We start from the raw sequence: 22,609 nt of genomic DNA on the forward strand, positions 1-22,609 counted from the left end.
CGCCGAACGGGCGGCCACGGTTTCATCGTCGAGCTGCAACGGGTCGTCGGCGCAGCGCATGCTGCAATCGAGGTGGATTTTATGGAAGCCGGCGGCCGCATACGCGGCGATCAGGGTTTCGGCGTGGTTCATGGCGGTGGCCGCATCGAGGTGCTGCCAGGCGTTCGGGCCCAGATGGTCGCCGCCCAGCACGAGGCGGCTGGCGGGGAAACCCTGTTCGCGGGCCAGTGCCAGCATGGTGTCGCGGAAAACGGCCGGCGTCATGCCCGTGTAGCCGCCGAACTGGTCGACCTGGTTCGACGTCGCCTCGACCAGCAGCACCGTGTCGTACTCGCTGGCCACGCGCATGGCGGCGCGCAGCACGCTCGGGTGGCTGCAGCAGACGGCGTACAGTCCCACGCGCTCGCCGCGGCGGTGCGCCTTGATCACTTGCTGGATCGGGGACAGGGTAAAAGTCGGGTTTTCCGCTTGCTTCATCATGGTTACGCCTTCGTATGTTGTCGGATCAAAAGGGCCGCGCCGCGCGCGCCGCCGGCGTCGCCAAAGCGGGGCGGCAGGATAGGCGGCACGTGCACGCCGGGGAACAGATGGCGCTTCACGGCGGCCGGCAGCTTGTCGTACAGGTGCGGCAGCTTGGACAAGCCGCCGCCGAGCACGATCACGTGCGGGTCGTAGGCCAGCACCAGACCGGCCAGCGCGTGGCCCAGCACGTCGAGGTGCACGGCCACCGTGCGCTGGGCCACGGCGTCACCCATGTTGGCGCGCGCCACGATCGCCAGAGGCTCTGCGCCGTCGCCGCCAAAGTGGGCGTGGATTTTGCGCATGGCGGGGCCGGAGACATAGCGCTCCAGGCAGCCCGCCTTGCCGCACGGACAGGGGTAATCGGCCAGGCCATGCTGCGCCATCAGGGTGGCGGGCAGGCTCCAGTGGCCCCATTCGCCGGCCACGCCGTTGAAACCGCGCAGCAGCTGGCCACCCACGCAATAGCCGCCGCCCGCGCCCGTGCCGAGGATGGCGCCGAACATGCTGGCGGCGTTGTCGGCCGCGCCGCCTTGCGCTTCCGACAGGGCGAAGCACTGGCAATCGTTGCCGATGGCGACAGGACGCTGCAAGGCCTGCTGCAGGGTTTGCGCCACCAGGCGGCCATTCAGGGCCGGCACGTTGGAGCTGAGCTGTCGGCCGCTGGCGCTGTCGATCACGCCGGGCAAGCCGATGCCGACGGGCGCCGTCGTGCCCAGTGCCAGGTCGCCGCGCGCCACCAGGTCGACGATGGCTTGCACGAAAGCGGCAAAATCGTCGCCCGGCGTGGCCACCCGTTCGCGGAACACTTCTTCCAGCGCGCCATCGCGGTCGGCAAAGGCGACCAGCTCCATCTTGCTGCCGCCGATGTCGATGCCGTGGTAGCCGGCTGTGTGATTAGAATTGGTCATGGCCATAGATGGTGACGCCTTGCACGACACGGTTGACGATGCCGCCGGCGAATGGATTGTCGGGGCGCAGTTGCAGCAGTGCGGACTGGTGCAGCGCATATTGCTGCGCCATCAGCAGCCACAGCGGGGCCAGCCAGGCGTCGGGCCAGGCCGGCGCATCGGCAGATAAGTCACCGCCGATACCGACGGTCAGGCACGTCTGCGCCACGCTGTCGCGCTGCAGTTCTTTCAATAGGTCGTCTTCGTACTGGCGCGCCAGCGGCTTGCTGCTGCGCAGCAGGATCACCAGCGATTCCGTGGTGACGGCCGATTTCGGGCCGTGGCGGAAGCCCAGCGGCGTATTCGCCATCGCCATGACTCTGCCGCCCGTCAATTCCAGGATTTTCAGGGCCGCTTCCTTGGCCAGCGCTTCCAGCGGGCCGCTGCCCAGGTAGACGACGCGCTGCACCGGCGTCGAACCGAGGTCCGCCACGGACGCCGACCAGTCGCGCAAGGCTTGCTCGCCCAGCTGCGCCAAGGTCTCCAGGCGCGTCAAATCGACGTCCTTGCCCAGTACCGACAGGGCGGCCAGCAGCATGCTGCTGAAACTGCTGGTCATGGCGAAGCCGCGGTCGCAGCTGCCTTCCGGCATCAGCAGGTTATACGTATTGCTGTCGTTGGCGCCCTGGCGCGCCAGCTTGCCGTCCGCGTTGCAGGTGATGTTCAGGAAGCGCGCGCCGGGCACGACCTGGCGCAGCAGTTCCACGGCCGCCAGGCTTTCCGGGCTGTCGCCGCTGCGGGCAAACGAGACGAGCAGGGTGGGCGCGTCCGCTTCCAGGTACAGCTCATGGTGCGTCAGCAAAGTCGTGGTGGCGATGGCGCGGATCTGCGCGGGCCAGGCCGCATTCAGGGTATCGACGACGATCTCGCCCACATAGGCCGAGCTGCCGGCGCCCGTCAGGATGACGCGTTGCTGCGGATTCGACAGCGCGTCGCCGAGGAAGGCGGCCAGTGCCGCTTGCTCCTTGCGCAAAATGCTGGCCAGCGCGCGCCAGATGGCCGGCTGGTGGGCGATTTCCTCGGCCGTGTGCAGGCCGCCGATGTCGCGCCAGGTTTGAATGTCACGCTGAAGAAGGGTAGTCATGAGAGCTCAGTAAAGTGTTTGTTGGAGAAAGCATAAATACTAAATTTCGAAAAGTCAAATACGAAAGTAAAACGAAAGTAAATAGTTTTCTGTCTTGCGAAATAATGTCGCTTTAAAGGCATCGAAGCGTGCTGCGGTGCAGCGTAAAAGCCCGTGGCGGCGCGGGCTGTCGCTGAAATGCCACGATAACGAAAGTATGTTTTGTGACATTTTGGTGAAACGTAAGAAAAATGCGCCAATTCTGGGCATTTTATTAATAAATTGCCGCTTCAACTTTCTTTTGATTGACGATATTTATTTTTCTTCTTAAAGTATTTCATCGAATCACTTCTGAAAGCCGATAGATGAAACCTCTCCCGCTTCCCCGCCGCGTCCTTGCCGCCTGTGTCCTCGCTGCCCTTGCCACCCTGTCCGCGCAAAGCGTGCAGGCCGCGCCTGTCGGCAACCTGGCCAGCGTGAGTGCCGTGCACGCGGCCGACGTGGCCAAGGGCGAGGCACTGGGCTGGGATCTGCGCAGCGACACGGGCATGCAGTTGCGTATCAGCCTGCCGCAGGTGGACGTGCTGCGCATCCAGGCGGGCGGAAAAGGGGGCTTGACGGGGCCGGGCGACAAGGCCGCGCCCATCGTCGTGGGCCAGCCGGCCGCGCAGGTGGCGTACCAGATCCATGAACAGCCTGACCATATCCTGATCAGCACCGAAGCCCTGAGCCTGCGCATCGACCGCAAGCCGTTGCGCTTTACCCTGCTGCGCAAGGGCGACCTGATCCCGCTATGGCGCGAAGTGCAGCCGCTGTCGCTCGACGACAAGCAGGGCGTGCAGGTGCTATCGAGCTTGCCGGGCGAGCGTTACTTTGGCGGCGGCCAGCAAAATGGCCGCTTCGAATTCAAGGGTAAGCAGGTGCCCGTGTCGTATTCGGGCGGCTGGGAAGAGGGCGACCGGCCGAATCCCGCGCCATTCCTCATGAGTTCACGCGGATGGGGCATGCTGCGCAATACCTGGTCCGATGGGAACTACGACTTGCGCGATGCGCAGCAGATCTCGCTGCAGCATGCGGAAGGCCGCTTCGATGCGTATTTCTTCGTCGGCAAGGACCTGCGCGACGTCGTCGCCCGCTATACGGACTTGACGGGCCGCGCGCGCATGCTGCCCCGCTGGGCGCTGGAATACGGCGACGCCGATTGCTACAACGATGGCGACAACGTGAAAAAGCCCGGTTCCGTGCCCAAGGGCTGGAGCGACGGCCCAAGCGGCAAGACGCCGGACGTGGTGGAAAGCGTGGCGCGAAAATACCGCGAACACGACATGCCGGGCGGCTGGATTTTACCCAACGACGGCTACGGCTGCGGCTACACGAATCTGCCGGAAACCGTGAAGGGCCTGGCCGGCTATGGCTTTCGCACGGGCCTGTGGACGGAAAACGGCGTCGACAAGATCGCCTGGGAAGTGGGCCAGGCGGGCAGCCGCGTGCAAAAGCTCGACGTGGCGTGGACGGGCAAGGGCTACCAGTTCGCCATGGATGCGAACAAGTCGGCCTACGACGGCATCCTGAACAACTCCGACAGCCGTCCCTTCCTGTGGACGGTGATGGGCTGGGCCGGCATCCAGCGCTACGCCGTGGCGTGGACGGGCGACCAGAGCGCCAGCTGGGACTACATCCGCTGGCACATCCCGACCCTGATCGGCTCGGGCCTGTCCGGCCAGGCGTATGCATCGGGCGACGTGGACGCCATCTTTGGCGGCAGCCCGGAAACCTATCTGCGCGACTTGCAGTGGAAAAGCTTTACGCCTGTCCTGATGGGCATGTCCGGCTGGGCCGCGGCCGAGCGCAAGCATCCGTGGTGGTTTGATGAGCCTTACCGCGACATCAACCGCCGCTATCTGAAGCTGAAGATGCGCCTCACTCCCTATATGTATACCCTCGTGCGCGAAGCGGAGCAATCGGGCGCGCCGCTGGTGCGCGGCCTGATGTGGGACTACCCGCAAGACCCGGCCGCCTACACGGAAGCGTATAAATATCAATTCCTGCTGGGGCGCGACGTGCTGGTGGCGCCCGTCTACCGCAGCCAGGCCGTCAGCGGCGGCTGGCGCAAGGGCATCCACCTGCCGCAGGGTACGTGGTACGACTACTGGGATGGCCGCCAGGCCACGGCGGACGCGAAAGGACGCGACCTGGACATGCAGGTGACGCTCGATAAACTGCCCGTGTTCGTGCGCGCCGGCGCCATCCTCCCCATGTATCCGGAAATGCTGTACGACGGCCAGAAGCCGAAGGATCAGCTGACCCTCGATATCTACCCGCACGGCGATTCCGACTACACCCTGTATGAAGACGATGGCAGCACGCGCCAGTACCAGGGCGGCGCCTTCAGCCAGCAAGTCATCCGCATGCGCCAGACGGGCGGCGACGTGCAGGTCGATATCGGCGCCGTCGATGGCCAGTACCAGGGCCAGGAAGCGCGCCGCGGCTATGCGCTGCGCATGCTGGCGGGCCAGGCTCCGGCCACCGTGCGGGCTGGCGAACGGCTGATCGCGGCATTCGCCGACCGTGCCGCCTACGACAAGGCAGCCGAAGGCTGGTTCTTCGACTCTGCAGACAGGCAAGGCACCCTGAACGTGAAAGTGGCGGCGCAGGATATCCGCCAGCCTTTAGCTTTGCAGGTCGCCGGCGCGCTGGCCGTGGCACGAGTGGACGCGGATTTCCCCGCTGCCCCCGTGCCGGGCCGCGCCTTGCCGGCCGACGCCATGCAGGTGGTGGCGCGTCCTGCGGAGGAAAGCGGTTATCCGCTGGAAAACGCTTTCGACGGCAAGCCGGAGACATGGTTCCGCACCGTGCGCAGCCCGTCCGTGAAAAGCGGCCCGCATGAATGGGTGATCGGTTTCACGGAGCGCCGGCTGGTCGACGGCATTGAACTGGCGCCGCGCAACGACCAGCACTGGAAGCATGGCCAGGTGCGCGACTATGAAATTTACATTGGCGACAACAATGGCGAGTGGGGCGCGGCGCTTGCGCGCGGCACCTTGAAACTGGAGCAGGGTGTGCAAACGATCAATTTCCCCGCCACGGCCGGGCGCCTGCTGCGCTTCCGTGTCATGAGTACGCAAAATCCGGAAGGCGATGGCGCGGCGTCCACCGACCCGATGGTGACGGCGGCGCAAGTGGGTCCGGTGGCGCGCGCGTTCGACGCGGCGCTGGCCACCGACGTGGCACCCGTCACCTTGTCCGCCTTCCGCGTGCTCGAACACCGCGTGGCCGAAGGCGAGGAAGTGCAGCGCTACCTGTCGGACCTGGCGCTGCCGAAGACTATCGCGAAAGACCGGCCAGCCGGCAAGGCGGCCGACATGCGCATGAACGGGCTGTGGTTCCGCAAGGGCCTCGGCGTGGGACCGGCCAGCCGCATCGACTTGCAGCTGGCGGGCAACTGGAATCTGCTGCGCGCCGACCTGGGCGTGGACGATAGCTGCCGCGGCGCGGGCGGCTTGCAATTCCAGGTCTGGAGCGGTGAGCGGCTGCTGTATGACAGCGGCCTGGTCACGGCTCCCGGGGTGGTCAAACCCGAAATCGACGTGCGCGGCCTGAGCCAGCTCAGTTTGCGCACCCTGGGCGCGCGCGGCGCCCACCCGGCCCAGGTGTGCGGCAACTGGGCCAACGCCGTGCTGACCGGCACGGAAGGCGCGACCGTCAAGCCGCGCTAGACACTCAATCATGCATTAAAAAAGAGCCCCTCTTCGGACCGGGGAGGGGCTCTTGCAGCCTTGCGAAAACAAATCACTTATAAAAGGGAGTTGAGAATGCACTTGAAAAAACTGATGGCCGCCATGGTGGCGGTAGGGTTGGCCTCAACGGCGCTGGCGGCGGAGGAGGAGAAACTGCAGCGTGTGGAAGTGACGGGTTCGAGCCTGAAGCGCATCAACGCGGAGACGGCGTCGCCGGTGCAGGTGATCAACGCCAAGCAGATCGAAAACATGGGCGCGCTCACCTTGCTGCAAGTGCTCGACAACCTGCCTGCCGCCCGCCCGGCGCAGCAGGATTTCCGCTCGATGTTTACGGGGTCCGATGGCGGCTCGCAAGCGAACTTGCGCGGCCTCGGCGCACAGGGCACGCTGGTGCTCTTGAATGGCCGCCGCCTGTCGTTCTATGGCGCGCCGGCCGGCTTCCAGACCATGTTCGTCAATATCGACGCCATTCCCGCCGCCGCCATCGAGCGCATGGAGATTTTGACGGATGGCGCGTCGGCCATATATGGCTCCGACGCCGTCGCCGGCGTCATCAACGTGATCACCAAGAAGTCGTACCAGGGCCTGGAAGCGCGCGCCAATGGCGAGTTTTCACCGAGCGTGAAATCGTATGGCGAACGCCAGGCCAGCGTGCTGTATGGCCTGGGCGACCTGGCCAGCGACGGCTACAACATCTACGGTTCCGTGAACGTTTATCAGCGCGACCGCATTGCGCTGGCCGATACCTGGCGCAAGCGTCCTTCGTATTTTTATGCGAACAATCCCAATTTCATCCCGAACATGCGCGTGGGCGTGGGCAGCGAACCGGGCACGGTGAATCCCGGAACCTTCTTTGTCTTCGACAAGGCGAACAATAATGCGCGCACCCAGCGCGCCGTCAATGGCTGCAACAACAGCATCACCGAAGCGTCGGGCACGCGCTGCGTGTGGAATGCGCTGCCCAACCAGCTCGATACGGGACCCACCTCGGAGCGGGCCACGGCTTACCTGAGCGGCAGGCTGAAACTGGGTGGCGACATGGAAGCGTTCGCGGAAGGCGCTTTCACCCACATCAAGATGCGCGGCGAAAATGGCCCGTCCAGCTTCAACAGCGGCAGCACGAACAACTGGTTTGCGCGCAATACGGGCAATACCCTGAACACCTTCGCCACGCCTTTTCTGAGCCCGAACAACGTCTACCTGAAGGGCAAGCTCGATGCCGACATGGTAGCCAAGATGGGCGGCGCGGCCGGCTTGAACTACCTGCTGCAGGATGCACAAGGCCACTTCGGCCAGAAGAATGTCGATGAAAACTACCGCGCGCTCGTCGGCCTGCGCGGCAGCATCGGCGGCGGCTGGGATTTTGAAACGGCGCTCAGCGTGGCGGGCAGCCATTCGACCCTGTTCCAGACGGCGAACATCAACATCTTGGGCTTCGAGCAGGCGTTCGGGCCGTTCACGAAAGACCCCGTCAGCGGCCGCACGTATATCTCGGACAATCCCGCCTACAAGTTCGGCGAAATCAGCGAGGCCAACGCGGCGCTGGTGCGCACCGCCTATCCGACGTTTGCCATCGAATCCTGGACCAAACTGATGACCTGGGACGCGAAAGTCGAAGGTACCCTGTTCAAGCTGGGCGAGCGCGAAGTGCGCGCCGCCGTGGGCACCAACATCATGCGCGAGAGTTTTCTCACGCCCGGCAACGCGGATGCCGCCAATGGCCTGATCACGCAGCAGGGCGGTTCCTGGTTCGATGGCAAGCGCACCATCGCCGCCGTGTTTGGCGAAGTGGTGGTGCCACTCAGCGACACACTGGAAGTCAATGCGGCCGCGCGCCTGGACAAATACCCGCATTTCTCCGCCAACCTGGCGCCCAAGCTGGGCGTGATCTGGCGCGCGCGGCCCGACCTGATGCTGCGCGGGACGTATTCGGAAGGCTTCCGCGCGCCCAACCTGGCCGAATCGGGCACGGGCGGCGTCTTTGCACAGGTGGGCGGCATCCGCGACACGGTGCGCTGCGATGAAACGAATGCCATGGCGCGCGCCTTGCTGAAGTCAAAAGTGGCGACGGATGCGGACCTGGGCAAGAGCCTGCTCAATTCGAACTGCTCCACGACGGTGGGCGGCCTGACGCCGCCGAACCAGAATCTGCGTCCGGAAAAGGCGAAGATATCGACCGTGGGCCTGGTGCTGCAGCCGGCCAAGGACGTGAGCATTTCCATCGATTACTGGTTCATCAACCGCCGCGACGAAATCGTGCGCCAGGACTTCAACGAGCTGTTTACGGAACTGGTGGACAAGCACGGTCCGACCCTGGCCGGCACATCGAGCGCCATCCGCAACGACCTGACCGATACGGACCGGGCCAACGTGGCGGCGGTGGCAGCCATGTGCGCCAATCCCGCCAACGCTGGCGTGTGCGCGGGCGGCGCGCCTGGCTACTCGGTGGGCAACCTGGGCGGCTTGATCAACTCGTATTCGAACCGCGGCCGCACCCTGATGGACGGCGTGGACATCGACGCGCGCACGCGCTTTGCGCTGGGCGACTGGGGCAAGCTGAGTACCGGCATCGCCGCCACCATCCGCAAGCGCGACACTCACGACAGCGAAGACGGCAGCGACATCAAGGGCAATACCGTCGGCTACTACGATTCGCCGCGCTACCGCGCCACGGTCAACGCCGACTGGAGCTACCGCAACTTCGTCAGCAGCGTGTTCGTCAACTACTCGGGCAAGACGCGCTGGGCGTATGGCCCCTGGGACAAGGACAACACGCCGGAAAACTGCACCGCCGCCTCGGTATCGCTGCCGGCCGGCCAGTGCAAGGGCGCGCCGTCGTACACGACGGTCAACCTGGCCTTCAGCTGGAAGCCGGTGAAGAACCTGGACGTGGGCCTGAACGTGAAAAACGCGTTCAACAAGCGGCCATACTACGATCCGAACGGCTGGGAAGGCTACAACCATAGCCAGGACCTGTTCGGCCGCCAGTTTGCGCTCTCGGCCAGCTACAAGTTCTTTTAACACGTGACGATGCCCCGGCCCGCCAGCCAGCATGGTGGCGGACCGGGGTATTGCCACGAAAAGAAAAGACAATATTCTTAAATGTGTAATACGAAAGATAAACGTAAGTGAAAGGCGATTGCCCTGGCTGCTTTCGCGTTGATATCCCCAGATTTTGGCGCCGGTTCTGTGCTCATGGCCATCTCCGTACCTACGTGTGTATCCGTCACACCACGATAACGAAAGTTATATGACTCATGGCTGGTTTAATCGAAAGATAAAACGCCCAAATTTACTGAATTTAGCGATAAATTTGCGTTATAACTTTCTTTTTGTTGACGATACTTATTTTTCTTTTTAAAGTAATCCCAAGAAAACGAAAATCAGCCGATACGGACTGATTTCCCGGAAGGCGCAATTGCCTGGCTGCGCCGGCCGACGACCACCATAAAAATTGCATCCCCCGGCTCCGCCCTGGAGCGGGGAGGGCGCGCATAACCCTCGATATAGACGGAGACACAGCATGCATACCACCCGACTCAAATTGCGCGACATCAGCCGCGCCGCCGCGATCGTGATCGCCCTGGCGGCCGGCGTGCCAGGCCAGGCCTGGGCACAGTCGAACGCCACCAGCACCATTTTCGGTGAAGTGAGCGCACCGGCCGGCGCCACCGTGGTGCTGGAAAACCTGGCGACGGGCGTGCGGCGTACCCTGACGCCCGATACGTCGGGCCGCTATGTGGCCAATTCCATGCCGCCAGGGCGCTATGCGGTGCGCGTGCTGCGTGCCGGCTCGGTGGAAGCGTCGCAGGAAGTCGAAGCCCTGATCGGCGCCGGTGCGGAAGCGAACTTCGGTCCGGCCAGCGCGGCCGGTGCCGTGGGCCAGGCGCAAACCGTCGTGGTGAAGGCGTCGCGCAACCCGATCGACGTATCGAACACGAACAATGGCGTGATCTTCACGGCCAAGGAATTGAAAGCGCTGCCGGTCGGGAACGACGTCGCTTCCATCGTGCAGCTGACGCCGGGCGTGGCCCGTGGCAGCAACAGCGTGTATGGCAATGCGCCATCGATCGGCGGCTCGGGCCAGTCGGAAAACGCCTTCTACGTCAACGGTTTCCCCATCACGAACATACTCACCCAGGTGGGCGCGTCGGAGCTGCCGTTTGGCGCGATCTCGAACCTGCAGGTGCTGTCGGGCGGCTACGGCTCGGAGTTTGGCCGTTCCACGGGCGGCGTGATCAACATCACGACCAAGAGCGGCGGCAACAAGGTCGAATTCGGCGGCAAGGTTTCCATCATCCCCCGTTCGCTGAAGGGGACTACGGAAAACCGGTACTACCCGAACACGGGCGCCAATCCGGGCACGGATGGCACCTTGAAGTACTGGAACCGCGATAACGGCAGCACCAGCAAGGTCGTCGGCTTGTATGGCAGCGGGCCGCTGATCGAGAACAAGCTGTTCGCCTTCGTGGCGCTGGAACAGACGCGCACGGACGGCGGCGCCGTCGCCGGTGCGCGCGACGACATGGTGAACAAGGTGTTGCCGAACGGCTGGCGCGAAAGCAAGAGCAAGGTTGACCGCATGATGGCCAAGTTGGACTACAACCTGACGGACGACCATCACTTCGAATACACCAAGCTGTATGACCGCACGACTACGGATAGCCAGAGCTATGGCTTCGACTATGCCACCTTGAAACGCAACAACGTGCCTGGAGGCGGCAGCGAGACCACTATCAACTGCTGCGGCTCGTCGGCCGCGCCGGGCGCGAATGTCGATATCTTCAAGTATACGGGCTACCTGACGGACAAGCTGACGGTGACGGCCATGATGGGGCAGTCGCGCACTTCGCACCGCCGTACCCCGGAAGGCTACAATCCGCTGCTGGCGCAAACGTCGTCGAATGAATCGACCCAGGTGCCTGGCCTGACGTACACCAATCCGCAAACGGTGACCGGTACTCTGGTCGACCCGTCGTCGGCAGACCGCCAGAAGGCCAAGCGCCTGGACCTGGAATACAAGCTGGGCAAGCATTCGCTGCGCGGCGGCATCGACCGCATCGACGTGGAATCGCAAGTGGGCCTGAGCCTGGCCGGCGGCTACCGCTGGAGGTACGAGAAGGTCAAGGATCCGACGCTCTTGATCAACGGCGCCTTTGAGACGCCGGCCCAGGGCAACGGCTATGGCAAGGATGGCTATTACGTCAGCAAGGAATTGAACGCCAACCTGGCGCGTCCGACCAGCGTGCAATCGGCGCAGTACATCCAGGATCACTATCAGGTCACGGAGCGGGTACTGCTGGACCTGGGCCTGCGCCGCGAGCAGTTCACCAACTACAGCACCGATGGCGTGGCCTTCATTTCTCAGCGCAACATGATCGCCCCGCGCGTGGGCGCTACCTGGGATTACCTGGGCGACGGCACCCTGAAATTCTTCGCCAACGGCGGCCGCTACCACCTGCCGGTGCCATCGAATTTGTCGAGCAACATGGCCAGCCCCTTCCTGGCCACCAGCGAGATGTACACCTATACGGGCGTCGATCCCGTGACGGGCGCGCCGACGGGCCTGCACGCCATCAGCAAGCCGTATTCGGCCAACAACGCGTATGGCCAGAGCCGCGATGCGCGCGAAGTGACGGCCGTTGGCCTGAAACCGCTGTCGCAGGATGAATTCTCGCTCGGCTTCGAACGCGCCCTGAGCAAGAAGCTGGTGGTGGGCGCCAGCGTCCTGTACCGCAAGCTGAACGACACCAACGACGACACCTGCGACGCGCGTCCGCTGCAAGCCTGGGCCACGCGCAACGGCGTCGATACGGCTAACTGGAGCGGCTTCCAGTGCGCCATCATCAATCCGGGCCGCGACAACAGCCTGATGGTGGACTTTGACGATGGCAAGGGACTGCGCCGCGTGGATATTTCGGCGGCAGAGTGGGGCAACCCGCTGCCGTCGCGCACCTACCGCGCCTTGAACATGTTCGTCGAGCACCCGTACACGAACGGCTGGTACGGCAAGCTGACTTACACCTTGTCCGGCCTGAAGGGCAATATGGAAGGCCAGACGGACAGCATCGGCGGCGGCGACGTGGGCCTGACGGTCAGCGACGACCACAAGGAGCTGATGTACAACGCGTATGGCTATCTGCCGGGCGACCACCGCCACGCTTTCAAGGCCTACGGCTTCATGCAGCTCATCCCGGACGTGATGGTGGGTGCCAACCTGTCGCTGATCTCGGGTGCGCCGCGCAACTGCATCGGCGCGCTGCCCGATAATCTGAAGTTCGAGGGCAATTACGGCGATTCCTACTTCTATTGCAACGGCAAGCCGGCGCCGCGCGGCAGCCAGGGCCGCCTGCCATGGCAAGCCCAGCTGGACATGAATGTGGCCTATACTCCCAGCGCCGTCAAAGGCCTGAGCCTGAAAGTGGACGTGTTCAACGTCTTCAACAGCCAGACCGTGACCCGCTATACCGAAACGCGCGAAGACCATGGCGCCATCTCCCGCAATTACCTGCAGGTCGATGGACGCACGGCGCCGCGTTCCGTGCGCTTCACGGCTGAATACACCTATTAAACTGCAACCGGCCTGCCATGCGGCGGGCCGGTGACGATTCTTACCAACGGAAGCGAGAAGAGACCAATGACGACACAAATCAATCGACGCAATTTCCTGTCCGCCAGCGCCGCGCTGGCCGGTGGCGCCATGGCCGGCAGCGTACTGCTGCCCGGCGACGCCAGCGCTGCCCCTGCGGCCGGCCGCGACAAGGTCCGTCTGGGCCTGATCGGCACGGGCATGCGCGGCCAGGTGCTGCTGGCCGAACTGGTGCGCCGCGACGACGTGGAAGTCGTCGCCCTGTGCGATATCGAACCGATCATGCTGAAACACGCGCTGGGCCAGGTGGCCAAGGCCGGCAAGCCGCGTCCGCGCACGTATGGCGAAGACCGCGACGAGAAATCCTACAAGCGCATGCTGGACGCGGGCGGCCTCGATGGCGTGATCATCGCCACGCCGTGGGAATTCCACGCGCCGATGGCGATCGCCGCGATGCAGGCGAAGATCGCAGTCGGTTGCGAAGTGGTGGCCGGCATCACGCTGCAAGACCACTGGGATGTGCTCAATACCCAGCTGAAGACGGGCACGCCCTACATGTTGCTGGAAAATGTATGCTACCGCCGAGACGTGATGGCTGCGCTGCAGATGGTGCGCGCGGGCCTGTTCGGCGAACTGCTGCACCTGCAGGGCGGCTACCAGCACGACCTGCGCGCCGTCAAATTCAACAGCGGCCATCCGGCCAAGCCGTATGGCGGCGGCGTGGAATTCGGCGAGAAGGGCTGGTCTGAAGCCCATTGGCGCACGCAGCACTCGGTCGAGCGCAATGGCGAACTGTATCCAAGCCACGGCATCGGCCCCTGCGCCATGTACACCAACATCAACCGCGGCAACCGTTTTACGCGCATCAACGCCTTCGCCACCAAGGCGCGCGGCTTGCACGACTACATCGTCAAGCAGCCGGGCGGCGCGCAGCATGCGAACGCCAAGGTGAAATTCAAACTGGGCGACGTGGTCACCACCACGCTGGCGTGCGAGAACGGCGAAACCATCATCCTGCAGCACGATACGAGCCTGCCGCGCCCTTATTCGCTGGGCTTCCGCGTGCAAGGCACGGATGGCCTGTGGATGGATTTGAACAATTCGATTCACATCGAAGGCGTCAGCAAGCCGCACCAGTGGGACGACTTCAAGGTCTACCAGGACAAGTATGAGCATCCGGTCTGGCGCAAGTACGCGGCGCAAGCGGAAGGCGCGGGCCACGGCGGCATGGACTTCTTCGTCATCCACGCCTTTGTCGAAGCCCTGAAGGCGAATGCGCCGATGCCGATCGATATCTACGACGCCGTGACGTGGAGCGCCATCACGCCGCTGTCCGAGCAATCGATCGCCGCCAACTTCCAGACCCTGGACTTCCCGGACTTCACGGGCGGGCAGTGGAAATCGCGCAAGCCGATCTTCGCCCTCGACGGCAAGTACTAAGGCTTGACGACCCGCTACCGCGCCTGCCGCCGTAGCGGGTTTTTTCCATCCCAGGAGACGTTGATGAAACACACAAATTCATTGCTCTGCGCAGTCCTTTCCGCCATGCCCTTACTTGCCGCTTGCGTGGCCGCCTGCGTGGCCGCGCCCGCGGCGCGCGCGACGCCCGCCACTGTGGAACTGGCCGGCAATGCCTTTATCACCAGCGGGCAGGAGGGCGCCGTCATCGGCGAGCATGGCCTGTCCGGCTGGAGCAATCCGGCTGCCGTCGCCAGCACGTATTTCCGCGTGGCCGAAGCGGGTCCCGTCCAGGTGGCGCTCGACGCCAGCCTGGCCGATGGCGGCAACAGCACCATCCGCGTGACGATCAACGGCGCGCCGTTCGACGTCAGGCTGGCCGGCAAGGCCCGCAAAACCTACGCCGTCGGTACGGTCAATGTGCCGGTGGCCGGCTATGTGAAGGTGGACTTGCAGGGAATCTCGCGCGCCAAGGCCACGTTCGGCGAGGTCACGGCGCTGAAGGTGACGGCAGGTGCCACGCTGAACTATGCCAACGATCCCGCCAATTACTACTGGTCGCGACGGGGGCCGTCCGTGCACATGGGCTATACGGTGCCGGCCAATACCGAGTATTTTTATAACGAGATGACGATACCCGTCGGCCAGGACGCCATCGGTTCCTACTTCATGGCCAACGGCTTCGGCCAGGGCTACATGGGCATCCAGGTGAAGTCACCCGCCGAGCGCTGGATATTGTTTTCCGTGTGGGACGCCGACAATGGCGCCAAGACCACTCTGGTCAGCAAGGGCGAGGGCGTCATCGACAATGCGTTTGGCGGCGAGGGCACGGGCGGGCAAACCTATCTGTCGTATAACTGGGCGGCCGGCACCACGTACCGCTTCATCACGCGCGCGCGGCCCGACGGCAAGGGTGGCAGCGATTATTCGGCCTGGTTCTTCGCGCCCGAAACGGGCCAGTGGCGCTACATCGCCACCTGGAAGCGGCCGGCGATTTCCACCTATCTGACGCGCGTGCATTCCTTCCTCGAGAACTTCATCGATACGCTGGGCTATACGCAGCGCCGCGTCCAGTTTGGCAACCAGTGGGCCAGGAATGCATCGGGCGCCTGGTCCGAAGTGACGACGGGAAGGTTCACCGGCGACGCCACGGCCACCAACGCGCAGCGCATGGATTACGCGGGCGGGCTGGAAAACGGCAGGTTCTATCTGCATAACGGCGGCTTTTTTGCCGGGTACGTGAAAACCGGCCAGAACTTCACGCGCCCGGCCACGGGCCAGGCACCGGCTGTCGATGTGGCGGCCTTGCCGATGCAATAGGGCCGTTTGCGCTAGGCGGAAGCTGGCGGCCCCGCCAGCCGCCAGGACTTCACGGCTTGCTGCGCCTGCCACATGGCGTGGTATTTGCCATGGCGCGCCAGCAGCTCGCCATGCGTGCCCTGTTCCGCCAGCTGGCCGTCGGCGATGACGAGGATCTGCGCGGCGCCGGCGATGGTCGACAGGCGGTGCGCAATGACGATCACGGTCTTGTCGCGCACCAGTGCGTCGATGGCGCGCTGCACCGCCACTTCGCTTTCCGTGTCCAGGGCTGCCGTCGGCTCGTCGAGGATGACGATGGGCGCATCCTTGAGCAGGGCGCGGGCGATCGACAGGCGCTGGCGCTCGCCGCCCGACAGGCGCGCGCCGTTGTCGCCCAGGGGAGTGTGCCAGCCTTGCGGCAGCCGTTCGATGAAATCGATGCACTGCGCCTTGCCGGCCGCCGCGCGCACCTCGTCGTCGCTGGCCTCGGGGCGCGCCATGCGGATGTTCGCCAGCACGCTGTCGTCGAACAGATATACCTCCTGGAAGACCACACCCACCAGGCGGTCCAGCGCTTCCGTTCCCAGGTGGCGCAGGTCGGCGCCGCCGATGGCGATGCGGCCCTGCTGCGGGTCGGCGTGGCGCAGCAGCAGGCGCGCCACGGTGGTCTTGCCGGAGCCGGACGGTCCCACCAGCGCCGTCATGCTGTTCGGCGCCAGGCGCGCGCCGAAGCCGCGCAAGGCTGGCTGCCCCGCATCGGCATAGGCGAAGGTCACGCCTTCGAACGTCACCGCGTGGCCGACGGGCGCCTGCGCGGGCTGCAATTGCGGCAGCGGCGGCACGGCCAGCAGCGCCTCGATGCGCTCCAGCGCCGCCTCGATCAGCTCGAAAATGGCCGTATAGCTGACGAAGGTGGCCAGCGGTTCCGCGAAGCGCACCACCACCACCAGCACGGCGGCCAGCATGCCCAGGTCCAGGCTGCCTTGCACCACCCAGGCGACGCCGGCCGCCACCACCAGCAGCAAGCCCAGTTCGACCACGCTGGCGACCACCACATTCGGCTTGGCGCCTTTTTTTTGCGCCATGGTCTGCAGTTGTTGCAGCCGCAGCAGGCTCGCTTGCAGGGTTGTCGCCCGCGCGCCCACGCTGCGGGCGCTGCGCAGCACGGGCAGTCCCTGCGTGTATTCGACGATATCGGCTGCGCTGCGCTGGTGCGCGGCGGCCAGCGCGCGCATGCCGCGGCCATAGGCGGGACGGCGCCAGCGGTACAGGGGCACGATGGCGGGGAAGACCAGCAGGAGCAGCAAGCCCAGGCGCCAGTCGAACGCCAGCGCGGCCAGCGCCGTCACCAGCGGCGTGACCAGGGCCAGCAGGATGATATTGATGATGCTCAGCGCATAGTTGAAATGCTCATCCACGTTGCCCAGCAAGGTGGCGTTGATTTCGCCGGCGCGCCGCGTGCGCAGCAGTTCCAGCGGCATGCGCCGCAGCTGTGCGCCCAGGCGCGTGCGCAGCGCATGCGTGGTGGCGGCCATCTTGCCGTCATAGTCGAAGCCCTGGGCGCGCCAGCGCAGCACGCTGGAGACCAGCATCAGCGCCGTCATGGCGCCGAGCCAGGCCGTGGCGGTGCGCGGCGCGGGCGCCGTCAGCATGGCGCGGAAAAATGGAAACAGGCAGGCCAGGGCCAGGCCTTGCACGGCGGCGGCCAGCGCCAGGCCGTGCAGGGCGCGCCGCAGCTGCGGCGCCAGCGGACCGGCGCTGCGCAGCAGCTGGCGGTAGGTGTCGCGCCATGGGGTGACGGCAGGTGTGCTCAAAACAGGGACTCCTGAAGTGGGGTGGCGGGGCCGGGCGGCTGCAGGGGCGCATGCGCGTGCAGTGCCCATCGCTGCGCCTGTTCATGGCTGGCCCACAGGCGCGCATACACGCCGCCCTCGGCCAGCAGGCCGGCATGGCGGCCCGTCTGCACCAGTTGGCCCCGTTCGAAGACGAGGATTTGCTGTGCATCGCAAATGGTCGACAGGCGATGCGCCACCATCAGCACGGTCTTGCCGCGCATCAGGGCCGACAGCGCGGCCACCAGCGCCGCCTCGTTTTCCGGGTCGGCAAAGGCGGTTGCTTCGTCGAGCACGAGGATGGGCCGGTCTTGCAGGATGGCGCGCGCGATGGTGATGCGCTGGCGCTGGCCGCCCGACAGGAACAAGCCCTGTTCCCCCGCCTGTGTTTCGTAGCCCTGCGGCAGGGCCATGATGAAGTCGTGCGCCTGCGCCGCCCGCGCGGCAGCCTGCACGTCCTGCAGGCTGGCTGCGGGCAAACCGAGGCGGATATTATTGGCGATGCTGTCGGCAAACAGGAAAGTATCCTGGAATACCATGCCCACATGACTCATCAGGGTATCGGCATCCATGGCGCGCACGTCGACGCCGCCGACCAGGATGCGTCCCGCGCCGGCGTCCCAGAAGCGCCCGATCAGGCGCGCCACCGTGCTCTTGCCTGCGCCCGACGGACCCACCAGCGCCGTGATGCTGCCGGCCGGGGCGTGGAAACTGATGTTGCGCAAGGCCGGCTCGTCCCCGCTTGCATAGCTGAAATCGACGTCCTCGAAGACCACGCTGGCGTCGGCGGGCCTCTGGCTGTGCACCGGCATGGGCAGGGCGGGCAGGCGCAGCACCTGCACGATGCGGGCGATGCTGAGCCGCGATTTCTCCACCATGTGATTTAGCAGCATCAGCGGCAGCATGGCTTCGGCCATGCCCGTGCCCAGCAGCAGCACGGCCAGCCAGGCGCCGAAGGACAGGCTGTCGTGCCAGCTCAGCCAGGCGCCCAGCCACAGCAGCACCGCCAGGGGCGGCATGGGATTGAGCACGGCCATCGAGAAGCGCGCGCTGAACCCCGCGCCGCGGTACCAGCGCGTCAGCACTTCCAGGTAGGTATCGAGCGCCGCCTGGTAGCGGCCAAAGCTGCTGCGGCCCGTATCGAAGCTGCGCACGACGGGCATGGCCTGCACGAATTCGATCACGGCGGCGCTGACCCGCTCGCGCGCCGCATTGTACTGGCGCGTCATGTCGCCGTGGCCGCGCATGGCCAGCGACAGCACGCCGAAGCCGCCCAGCAGCACGGCGCCGGCGGCCAGCGCCAGGCGCCAGTCCAGCCACAGCAGCACGACGCAGGTCAGCGGGGGCAGGGCATAGGCACGCGCAAACAGGGGCGTGCTGTCGGCAATAAAAATATGCAGTTCCTTGACGTCGTCCTGCAGCACCTTGGCCAGCGCGCCCGCGCCCAGTTGCTGCACCTGGCCCAGCGGCACGCGCGCCAGGTGTGCGCTCAGTTCCGTGCGCAGCACGGTTTCCAGGCGAAACGCGGCGAAGTGCGATTGCTGGAACGCCGTCAGGCGCAGCACGTACGCGGCTACCGTGCAGGCGGCCGCGCCCAGCATGAGGTGCCATGGCCAGGCGTGCGGCGCGCGCAGCAGGCTGTCGGCCAGCCACGCCAGTTGCGCCAGGGCCGCCATGCCCAGCACGGCGCCGCAGGCCGACAGCAGCATGGCCAGCCGCACCTGCCCCCGCACGGGGCGCATGATGGCCCAGGGCGTATCGCCGCCCGTCTTGTTGTTGACATGGCCTGGCATGCGCGCTCCTTAAAAATGCCAGCTGGCGCCGGCGCCGATGCTGCGCCCGCGCGCGGGCATGCCGGCGCTGGCGGTGGGGGTGAAGTAATAGCCATACAGTTCGTGGCGGCGGTCCAGCAGGTTGTCGGCCCAGACATACACTTCGCCATTGCCGGCCGCCAGGCTGACCCGCAGGTCGAGTTTCTGGTAGCTGCCCAGTTCAAAATGGTTTTGCGGATCGTTGGCGCGGCGTCCCGTGTAGCGGTAGGACAGCAGGGTGCGCACGCTGGGCGCGGCCAGGCCCCAAAACGATGCCAGCGGCAGACGGTGCGCCAGCGACAGGGCGCCGCTCCAGCGCGCGATATCGGGCAGGCGGTTACCGGCGCTCACGTCGCCGCCCGAGACCCCGGCCACGCCGCGCGTGATTTCGCCATCGGTGAAGTTGACGCCGCCCGTGACGGTCCAGGCGCGCGCCATGCGCCACACGCCTTCAAGTTCCGCGCCGCGGCTGCGCGTGTCGGTGTTCAGGGCGGTGGTGGCGAAAGTGGCGTAGTCGTAGCCCATCATGTGGTCGTCGCGCACCTGGTTGCTGAAAATGGCGCCGTTCAGGGCCAGGCGGCGCGCCGCGTCCTCCATCTTGAAGCCCAGTTCCAGGGTGTTCGCGCTGGCCGCCTTGTACGGCGTGCCGTCGGCGACGCTGCTGCTGCTGTCGTTGAAGCCGCCGCTCTTGTAGCCGCGCGCGGCCACCGCATACAGGTTGGTTGACGGCGTGGCCGCCCACGACAGCGCGACCCTGCCCGTGCTGTAGCTGTCGCGCAGGCTGCGCGCATCGCTGCTGGCCGGCCCGGCGCCGCTGAAGTTGGCCGCATACGACTTGCGTTCGTGCGCATGGCGCAGGCCGGCCGTCAGTTTCAGCGCCGCCGCCAGTGGATAGGTCGCCTCGCCATACACGGCATTGGCGCGCGTGTCGAAACGGCGCAGCGCCAGGCTGCCGCTCACTTCGTCGTGCATGTCCGCGCCGCGCAGGGATTTGAGCAGGTTGGCGCCGGCCACCCAGAATACGCGTGCGCCGGGCAGGGACGACCAGCGCAGGTCTTGCTGGATCAGGTCATCGCTGGCGCGGTCGGTCTTGAAATACTCCATGGGCAGGCCATAGACCTCGCGCGCCATGCGCAGGTCGGCGCCGCTGCGCTGGTCCATGTCGCTGCGCACATAGGAGGTGAGGGAAGTGAGGCGGCTGGCGGCCAGATCGTGATTGATCTCCACCGAGTGGCGCGTGACCGTGTTGTGGGCATAAAAGCCGCCCGGCGCCAGGTCGATCGTGGGCGGCTCGGCGTAGGGACGCAGCAGCATCATGCCGACCTTGCCGCGCTGGCGCTGGCGTTCCGCGACGAGCAGCAGCGAGGTGGCGCTCGCCGGCTGCCACAGCACGCTGAGGCGCGCGCCCGCGTCGCGCGCCTTCAGCACGGGCCGGCCATCCTGCACGTTGATCACCTGGCTGTCGGCGCCGGCGCCGCGCAGCGCCACGCGTGCGCTGACGCTGGCCGACAGGGGGCCGCCCACGGCCGCTTCCGTCAGGTACTGGCCGTCCTGGCCCATCTCGCCACGCAGCAGGCCTTCCGGCGTACGGCCGGGGCGGCGCGTGGTGATGTTGATGGCGCCCGCTTCGCTGTTACGGCCGAACAAGGTGCCTTGCGGGCCTTTCAGCACTTCGATGCGTTCGATATCCATGGTGGCCAGCGAGGCGCCACGGCTGGACAGGGGCACGCCGTCCACGCTCATGACCACGGAACTGTCTTCGGCGCTGACCTGGTACAGCGAGCCGACGCCGCGGATGCGCACGTTGGCGTCGTTGAAGCCGCCCCAGGAATTGATGTCGACGCCGGGCAGGGTGCGCAGCGCGTCGTCCAGGTTGAGCAGACGCCGCTGCTCCACCGTGTCGCCGCCGATCACGCTGACGCTGAAGGGCAAGTCTTTTGCCAGTTCGTTGCTGCGGCGCGCCGTCACGCTGACGCTGGGCAGGCTCAAGGTGCCGCTGTCGGCGGCGGGCGGCGCATCGCTGGCGTGGGCGGCGGGGCAGGATGCCAGTGCGGCGGCGGTCAGCCAGGCCAGGCGGCGCAAGCGGGGAAGGAACGGGACGGGAACAGGCATCATGGTATGGGCGTCTTGCACGGTTGGGTATCAGGAAGGAGGAAACAGGGCGTTGCGGCGCGTGGCACTCTTTGATTGTGCAAGCACAGCATTTAGATGATAATCATTCCCATTTGATATTTCCGCCCGAATCCGTGCCATTTCGGCCCGCATCGGGACAACAGGACCCGCCATGGCTTTGCTCGATCCACCCGTCATCGTTCCCGATATCTCGGCCGCCGCGCTGCTGGCCGACATTTCCGTGCTGCGGCTCGGCCCCGACCACGACTGCCGCCTGACCACCGTACCGCTGCAGGACGGCATCGAGGTGATGAGCTGGAAGGGCAGCTTCGAGCAGCCGCTGGAGATCGCCCTGCGCGACGACAGCGACCGCATACACTTCACGTATCCGCTGCAGGGCAACTGCCGCTGCTGGTTCGAGGGCGGCGTGGGCGGCCACGAACATACCGTCAGGATCAACGAAGGCAGCATCAACTATGGCCCGGACCGGCGCGGCCGCTTCAGCCAGCAAGGCGCGTTCGAGAGCGTGACGGTGATGGTGCGGCCGGACATTTTCAGCACCTGGCTCGACGAGGTCGACCCGTCCTTGCGCCAGGCGCTGGCCGCGGGGCGCTGCTTCGCCGAAGGCCACCGGGGCGCCGAACTGCACGCCACGGCGCATGCCTTGAGCCAGGCGCTGCATCCGGCGCGCACGCGCCTGCTGGGCGAACCGGCGCGCCACCGCCTGTGGCTGCAGGCGCAGGGCCTGGCGATGGTGGGCCTGTTCCTGGAAGGACGCGGCGGCACGCCGTGTACCTGCGATTCGTCGCATGCGGACTGGAAGCTGCTGCAGCAGGCGCGCGACCGCCTGCTGGCGGACCTGAGCCGCGCCCCCACTCTGGCGGAACTGGCCGGCAATACGGGTTTGAGCGTGCTGCGCCTGAAACGGGGATTTCGCCAGATGTTCGGCGCCAGCGTGTACGGCCTGTTCCAGCAGGAGCGCATGCACGACGCGCGCCGCCGCCTGCGCGGCGGCCACCTGTCCGTCATGCGCGTGGCGTCGGACCTGGGCTACACCAACGCCAGCCATTTCGCGGCTGCCTTCCGCAAGCAGTTCGGCGTCAATCCGGCCGAGGTAAAACGCGGCGGGTAATCATTAACCGGATCCGGGCAGAAGTGCAGCCGATCCGGGCGGAAAAAATCGACAGCAATGCATATCGTGGCAGTTTCCGGCGCGCGCAGCCTGCCGCGCTGGCCCAG

Annotated in this window: 12 protein-coding genes; 6 read left to right on the forward strand and 6 right to left on the reverse strand. The window is 65.5% G+C overall.

The genetic code is table 11. The features are described 5' to 3' along the window. The 3 genes from HWE17_RS22580 to HWE17_RS22590 all read right to left on the reverse strand — a co-directional run. Positions 1–477, reverse strand: a 477-nt coding sequence (locus tag HWE17_RS22580; RefSeq protein ID WP_176390338.1) for a class II D-tagatose-bisphosphate aldolase, non-catalytic subunit, incomplete at its 3' end; no start/stop codon positions are given. Positions 478–482: 5 nt separating this feature from the next. After that, positions 483–1,430, reverse strand: coding sequence for an ROK family protein (locus HWE17_RS22585; protein ID WP_176390317.1), 948 nt, complete (start codon positions 1,428–1,430; stop codon positions 483–485). Continuing rightward, positions 1,417–2,553, reverse strand: coding sequence for an SIS domain-containing protein (locus tag HWE17_RS22590; RefSeq protein ID WP_176390318.1), 1,137 nt, complete (start codon positions 2,551–2,553; stop codon positions 1,417–1,419). Before HWE17_RS22590 ends, HWE17_RS22585 begins: the two co-directional genes overlap by 14 nt. A 344-nt stretch (positions 2,554–2,897) precedes the next feature. Here HWE17_RS22590 and HWE17_RS22595 point away from each other — a divergent pair, with 344 nt between their 5' ends. The 5 genes from HWE17_RS22595 (at position 2,898) to HWE17_RS22615 (ending at position 15,636) form a co-directional block, all read left to right on the forward strand. Continuing rightward, complete coding sequence (locus tag HWE17_RS22595; protein ID WP_176390319.1) at positions 2,898–6,248, forward strand: TIM-barrel domain-containing protein; 3,351 nt, start codon at positions 2,898–2,900, stop codon at positions 6,246–6,248. A gap of 96 nt (positions 6,249–6,344) precedes the next feature. After that, positions 6,345–9,290 carry a TonB-dependent siderophore receptor gene (locus tag HWE17_RS22600; protein ID WP_176390320.1) on the forward strand — a complete coding sequence of 982 codons (2,946 nt, stop codon included), beginning with the start codon at positions 6,345–6,347 and terminating at the stop codon, positions 9,288–9,290. Between the two features lie 502 nt (positions 9,291–9,792). Further along, positions 9,793–12,840: a TonB-dependent receptor gene (locus tag HWE17_RS22605; RefSeq protein ID WP_176390321.1), complete on the forward strand. Its 3,048-nt coding sequence runs from the start codon at positions 9,793–9,795 to the stop codon at positions 12,838–12,840. Positions 12,841–12,906: 66 nt separating this feature from the next. Continuing rightward, entirely contained in the window at positions 12,907–14,298 is a 1,392-nt protein-coding gene (locus tag HWE17_RS22610) for a Gfo/Idh/MocA family protein (RefSeq protein ID WP_217916855.1), read from the forward strand. A gap of 105 nt (positions 14,299–14,403) precedes the next feature. After that, entirely contained in the window at positions 14,404–15,636 is a 1,233-nt protein-coding gene (locus HWE17_RS22615) for a DUF3472 domain-containing protein (RefSeq protein ID WP_176390322.1), read from the forward strand. Positions 15,637–15,647: 11 nt separating this feature from the next. Here the strand turns inward: HWE17_RS22615 and HWE17_RS22620 are convergent, their stop codons facing one another. Genes HWE17_RS22620 through HWE17_RS22630 form a run of 3 tightly spaced genes read right to left on the reverse strand, consistent with a single transcriptional unit; the run spans position 15,648 to position 21,373 of the window. Continuing rightward, the gene (locus tag HWE17_RS22620) at positions 15,648–17,429 is read right to left on the reverse strand and encodes an ABC transporter ATP-binding protein (RefSeq protein WP_255206357.1); all 1,782 of its coding nucleotides are present in this window, start codon (positions 17,427–17,429) and stop codon (positions 15,648–15,650) included. Continuing rightward, positions 17,426–19,240 carry an ABC transporter ATP-binding protein gene (locus HWE17_RS22625; RefSeq protein ID WP_255206358.1) on the reverse strand — a complete coding sequence of 605 codons (1,815 nt, stop codon included), beginning with the start codon at positions 19,238–19,240 and terminating at the stop codon, positions 17,426–17,428. The genes HWE17_RS22620 and HWE17_RS22625 overlap by 4 nt, the downstream gene beginning before the upstream one ends. A gap of 9 nt (positions 19,241–19,249) precedes the next feature. Beyond that, a complete protein-coding gene (locus HWE17_RS22630) occupies positions 19,250–21,373 on the reverse strand; it encodes a TonB-dependent receptor (protein ID WP_255206359.1) in 2,124 nt (707 codons plus the stop codon). A 169-nt stretch (positions 21,374–21,542) separates the two neighbouring features. Here HWE17_RS22630 and HWE17_RS22635 point away from each other — a divergent pair, with 169 nt between their 5' ends. Next, positions 21,543–22,502, forward strand: coding sequence for an AraC family transcriptional regulator (locus HWE17_RS22635; protein WP_176390324.1), 960 nt, complete (start codon positions 21,543–21,545; stop codon positions 22,500–22,502). Positions 22,503–22,609: the final 107 nt, after the last annotated feature.

Source organism: Janthinobacterium sp. BJB401, from assembly GCF_013372745.1.
GTDB classification, from domain to species: Bacteria; Pseudomonadota; Gammaproteobacteria; order Burkholderiales; family Burkholderiaceae_D; genus Janthinobacterium; species Janthinobacterium rivuli.

Coding starts and splice junctions, on each gene's coding strand:
- HWE17_RS22610 (WP_217916855.1), top strand. CDS start 12,907: ATGACGACACAAATCAATCGACGCAATTTCCTGTCCGCCAGCGCCGCG.
- HWE17_RS22595 (WP_176390319.1), top strand. CDS start 2,898: ATGAAACCTCTCCCGCTTCCCCGCCGCGTCCTTGCCGCCTGTGTCCTC.
- HWE17_RS22625 (WP_255206358.1), bottom strand. CDS start 19,240: ATGCCAGGCCATGTCAACAACAAGACGGGCGGCGATACGCCCTGGGCC.
- HWE17_RS22590 (WP_176390318.1), bottom strand. CDS start 2,553: ATGACTACCCTTCTTCAGCGTGACATTCAAACCTGGCGCGACATCGGC.
- HWE17_RS22600 (WP_176390320.1), top strand. CDS start 6,345: ATGCACTTGAAAAAACTGATGGCCGCCATGGTGGCGGTAGGGTTGGCC.
- HWE17_RS22615 (WP_176390322.1), top strand. CDS start 14,404: ATGCCCTTACTTGCCGCTTGCGTGGCCGCCTGCGTGGCCGCGCCCGCG.
- HWE17_RS22630 (WP_255206359.1), bottom strand. CDS start 21,373: ATGATGCCTGTTCCCGTCCCGTTCCTTCCCCGCTTGCGCCGCCTGGCC.
- HWE17_RS22585 (WP_176390317.1), bottom strand. CDS start 1,430: ATGACCAATTCTAATCACACAGCCGGCTACCACGGCATCGACATCGGC.
- HWE17_RS22605 (WP_176390321.1), top strand. CDS start 9,793: ATGCATACCACCCGACTCAAATTGCGCGACATCAGCCGCGCCGCCGCG.
- HWE17_RS22635 (WP_176390324.1), top strand. CDS start 21,543: ATGGCTTTGCTCGATCCACCCGTCATCGTTCCCGATATCTCGGCCGCC.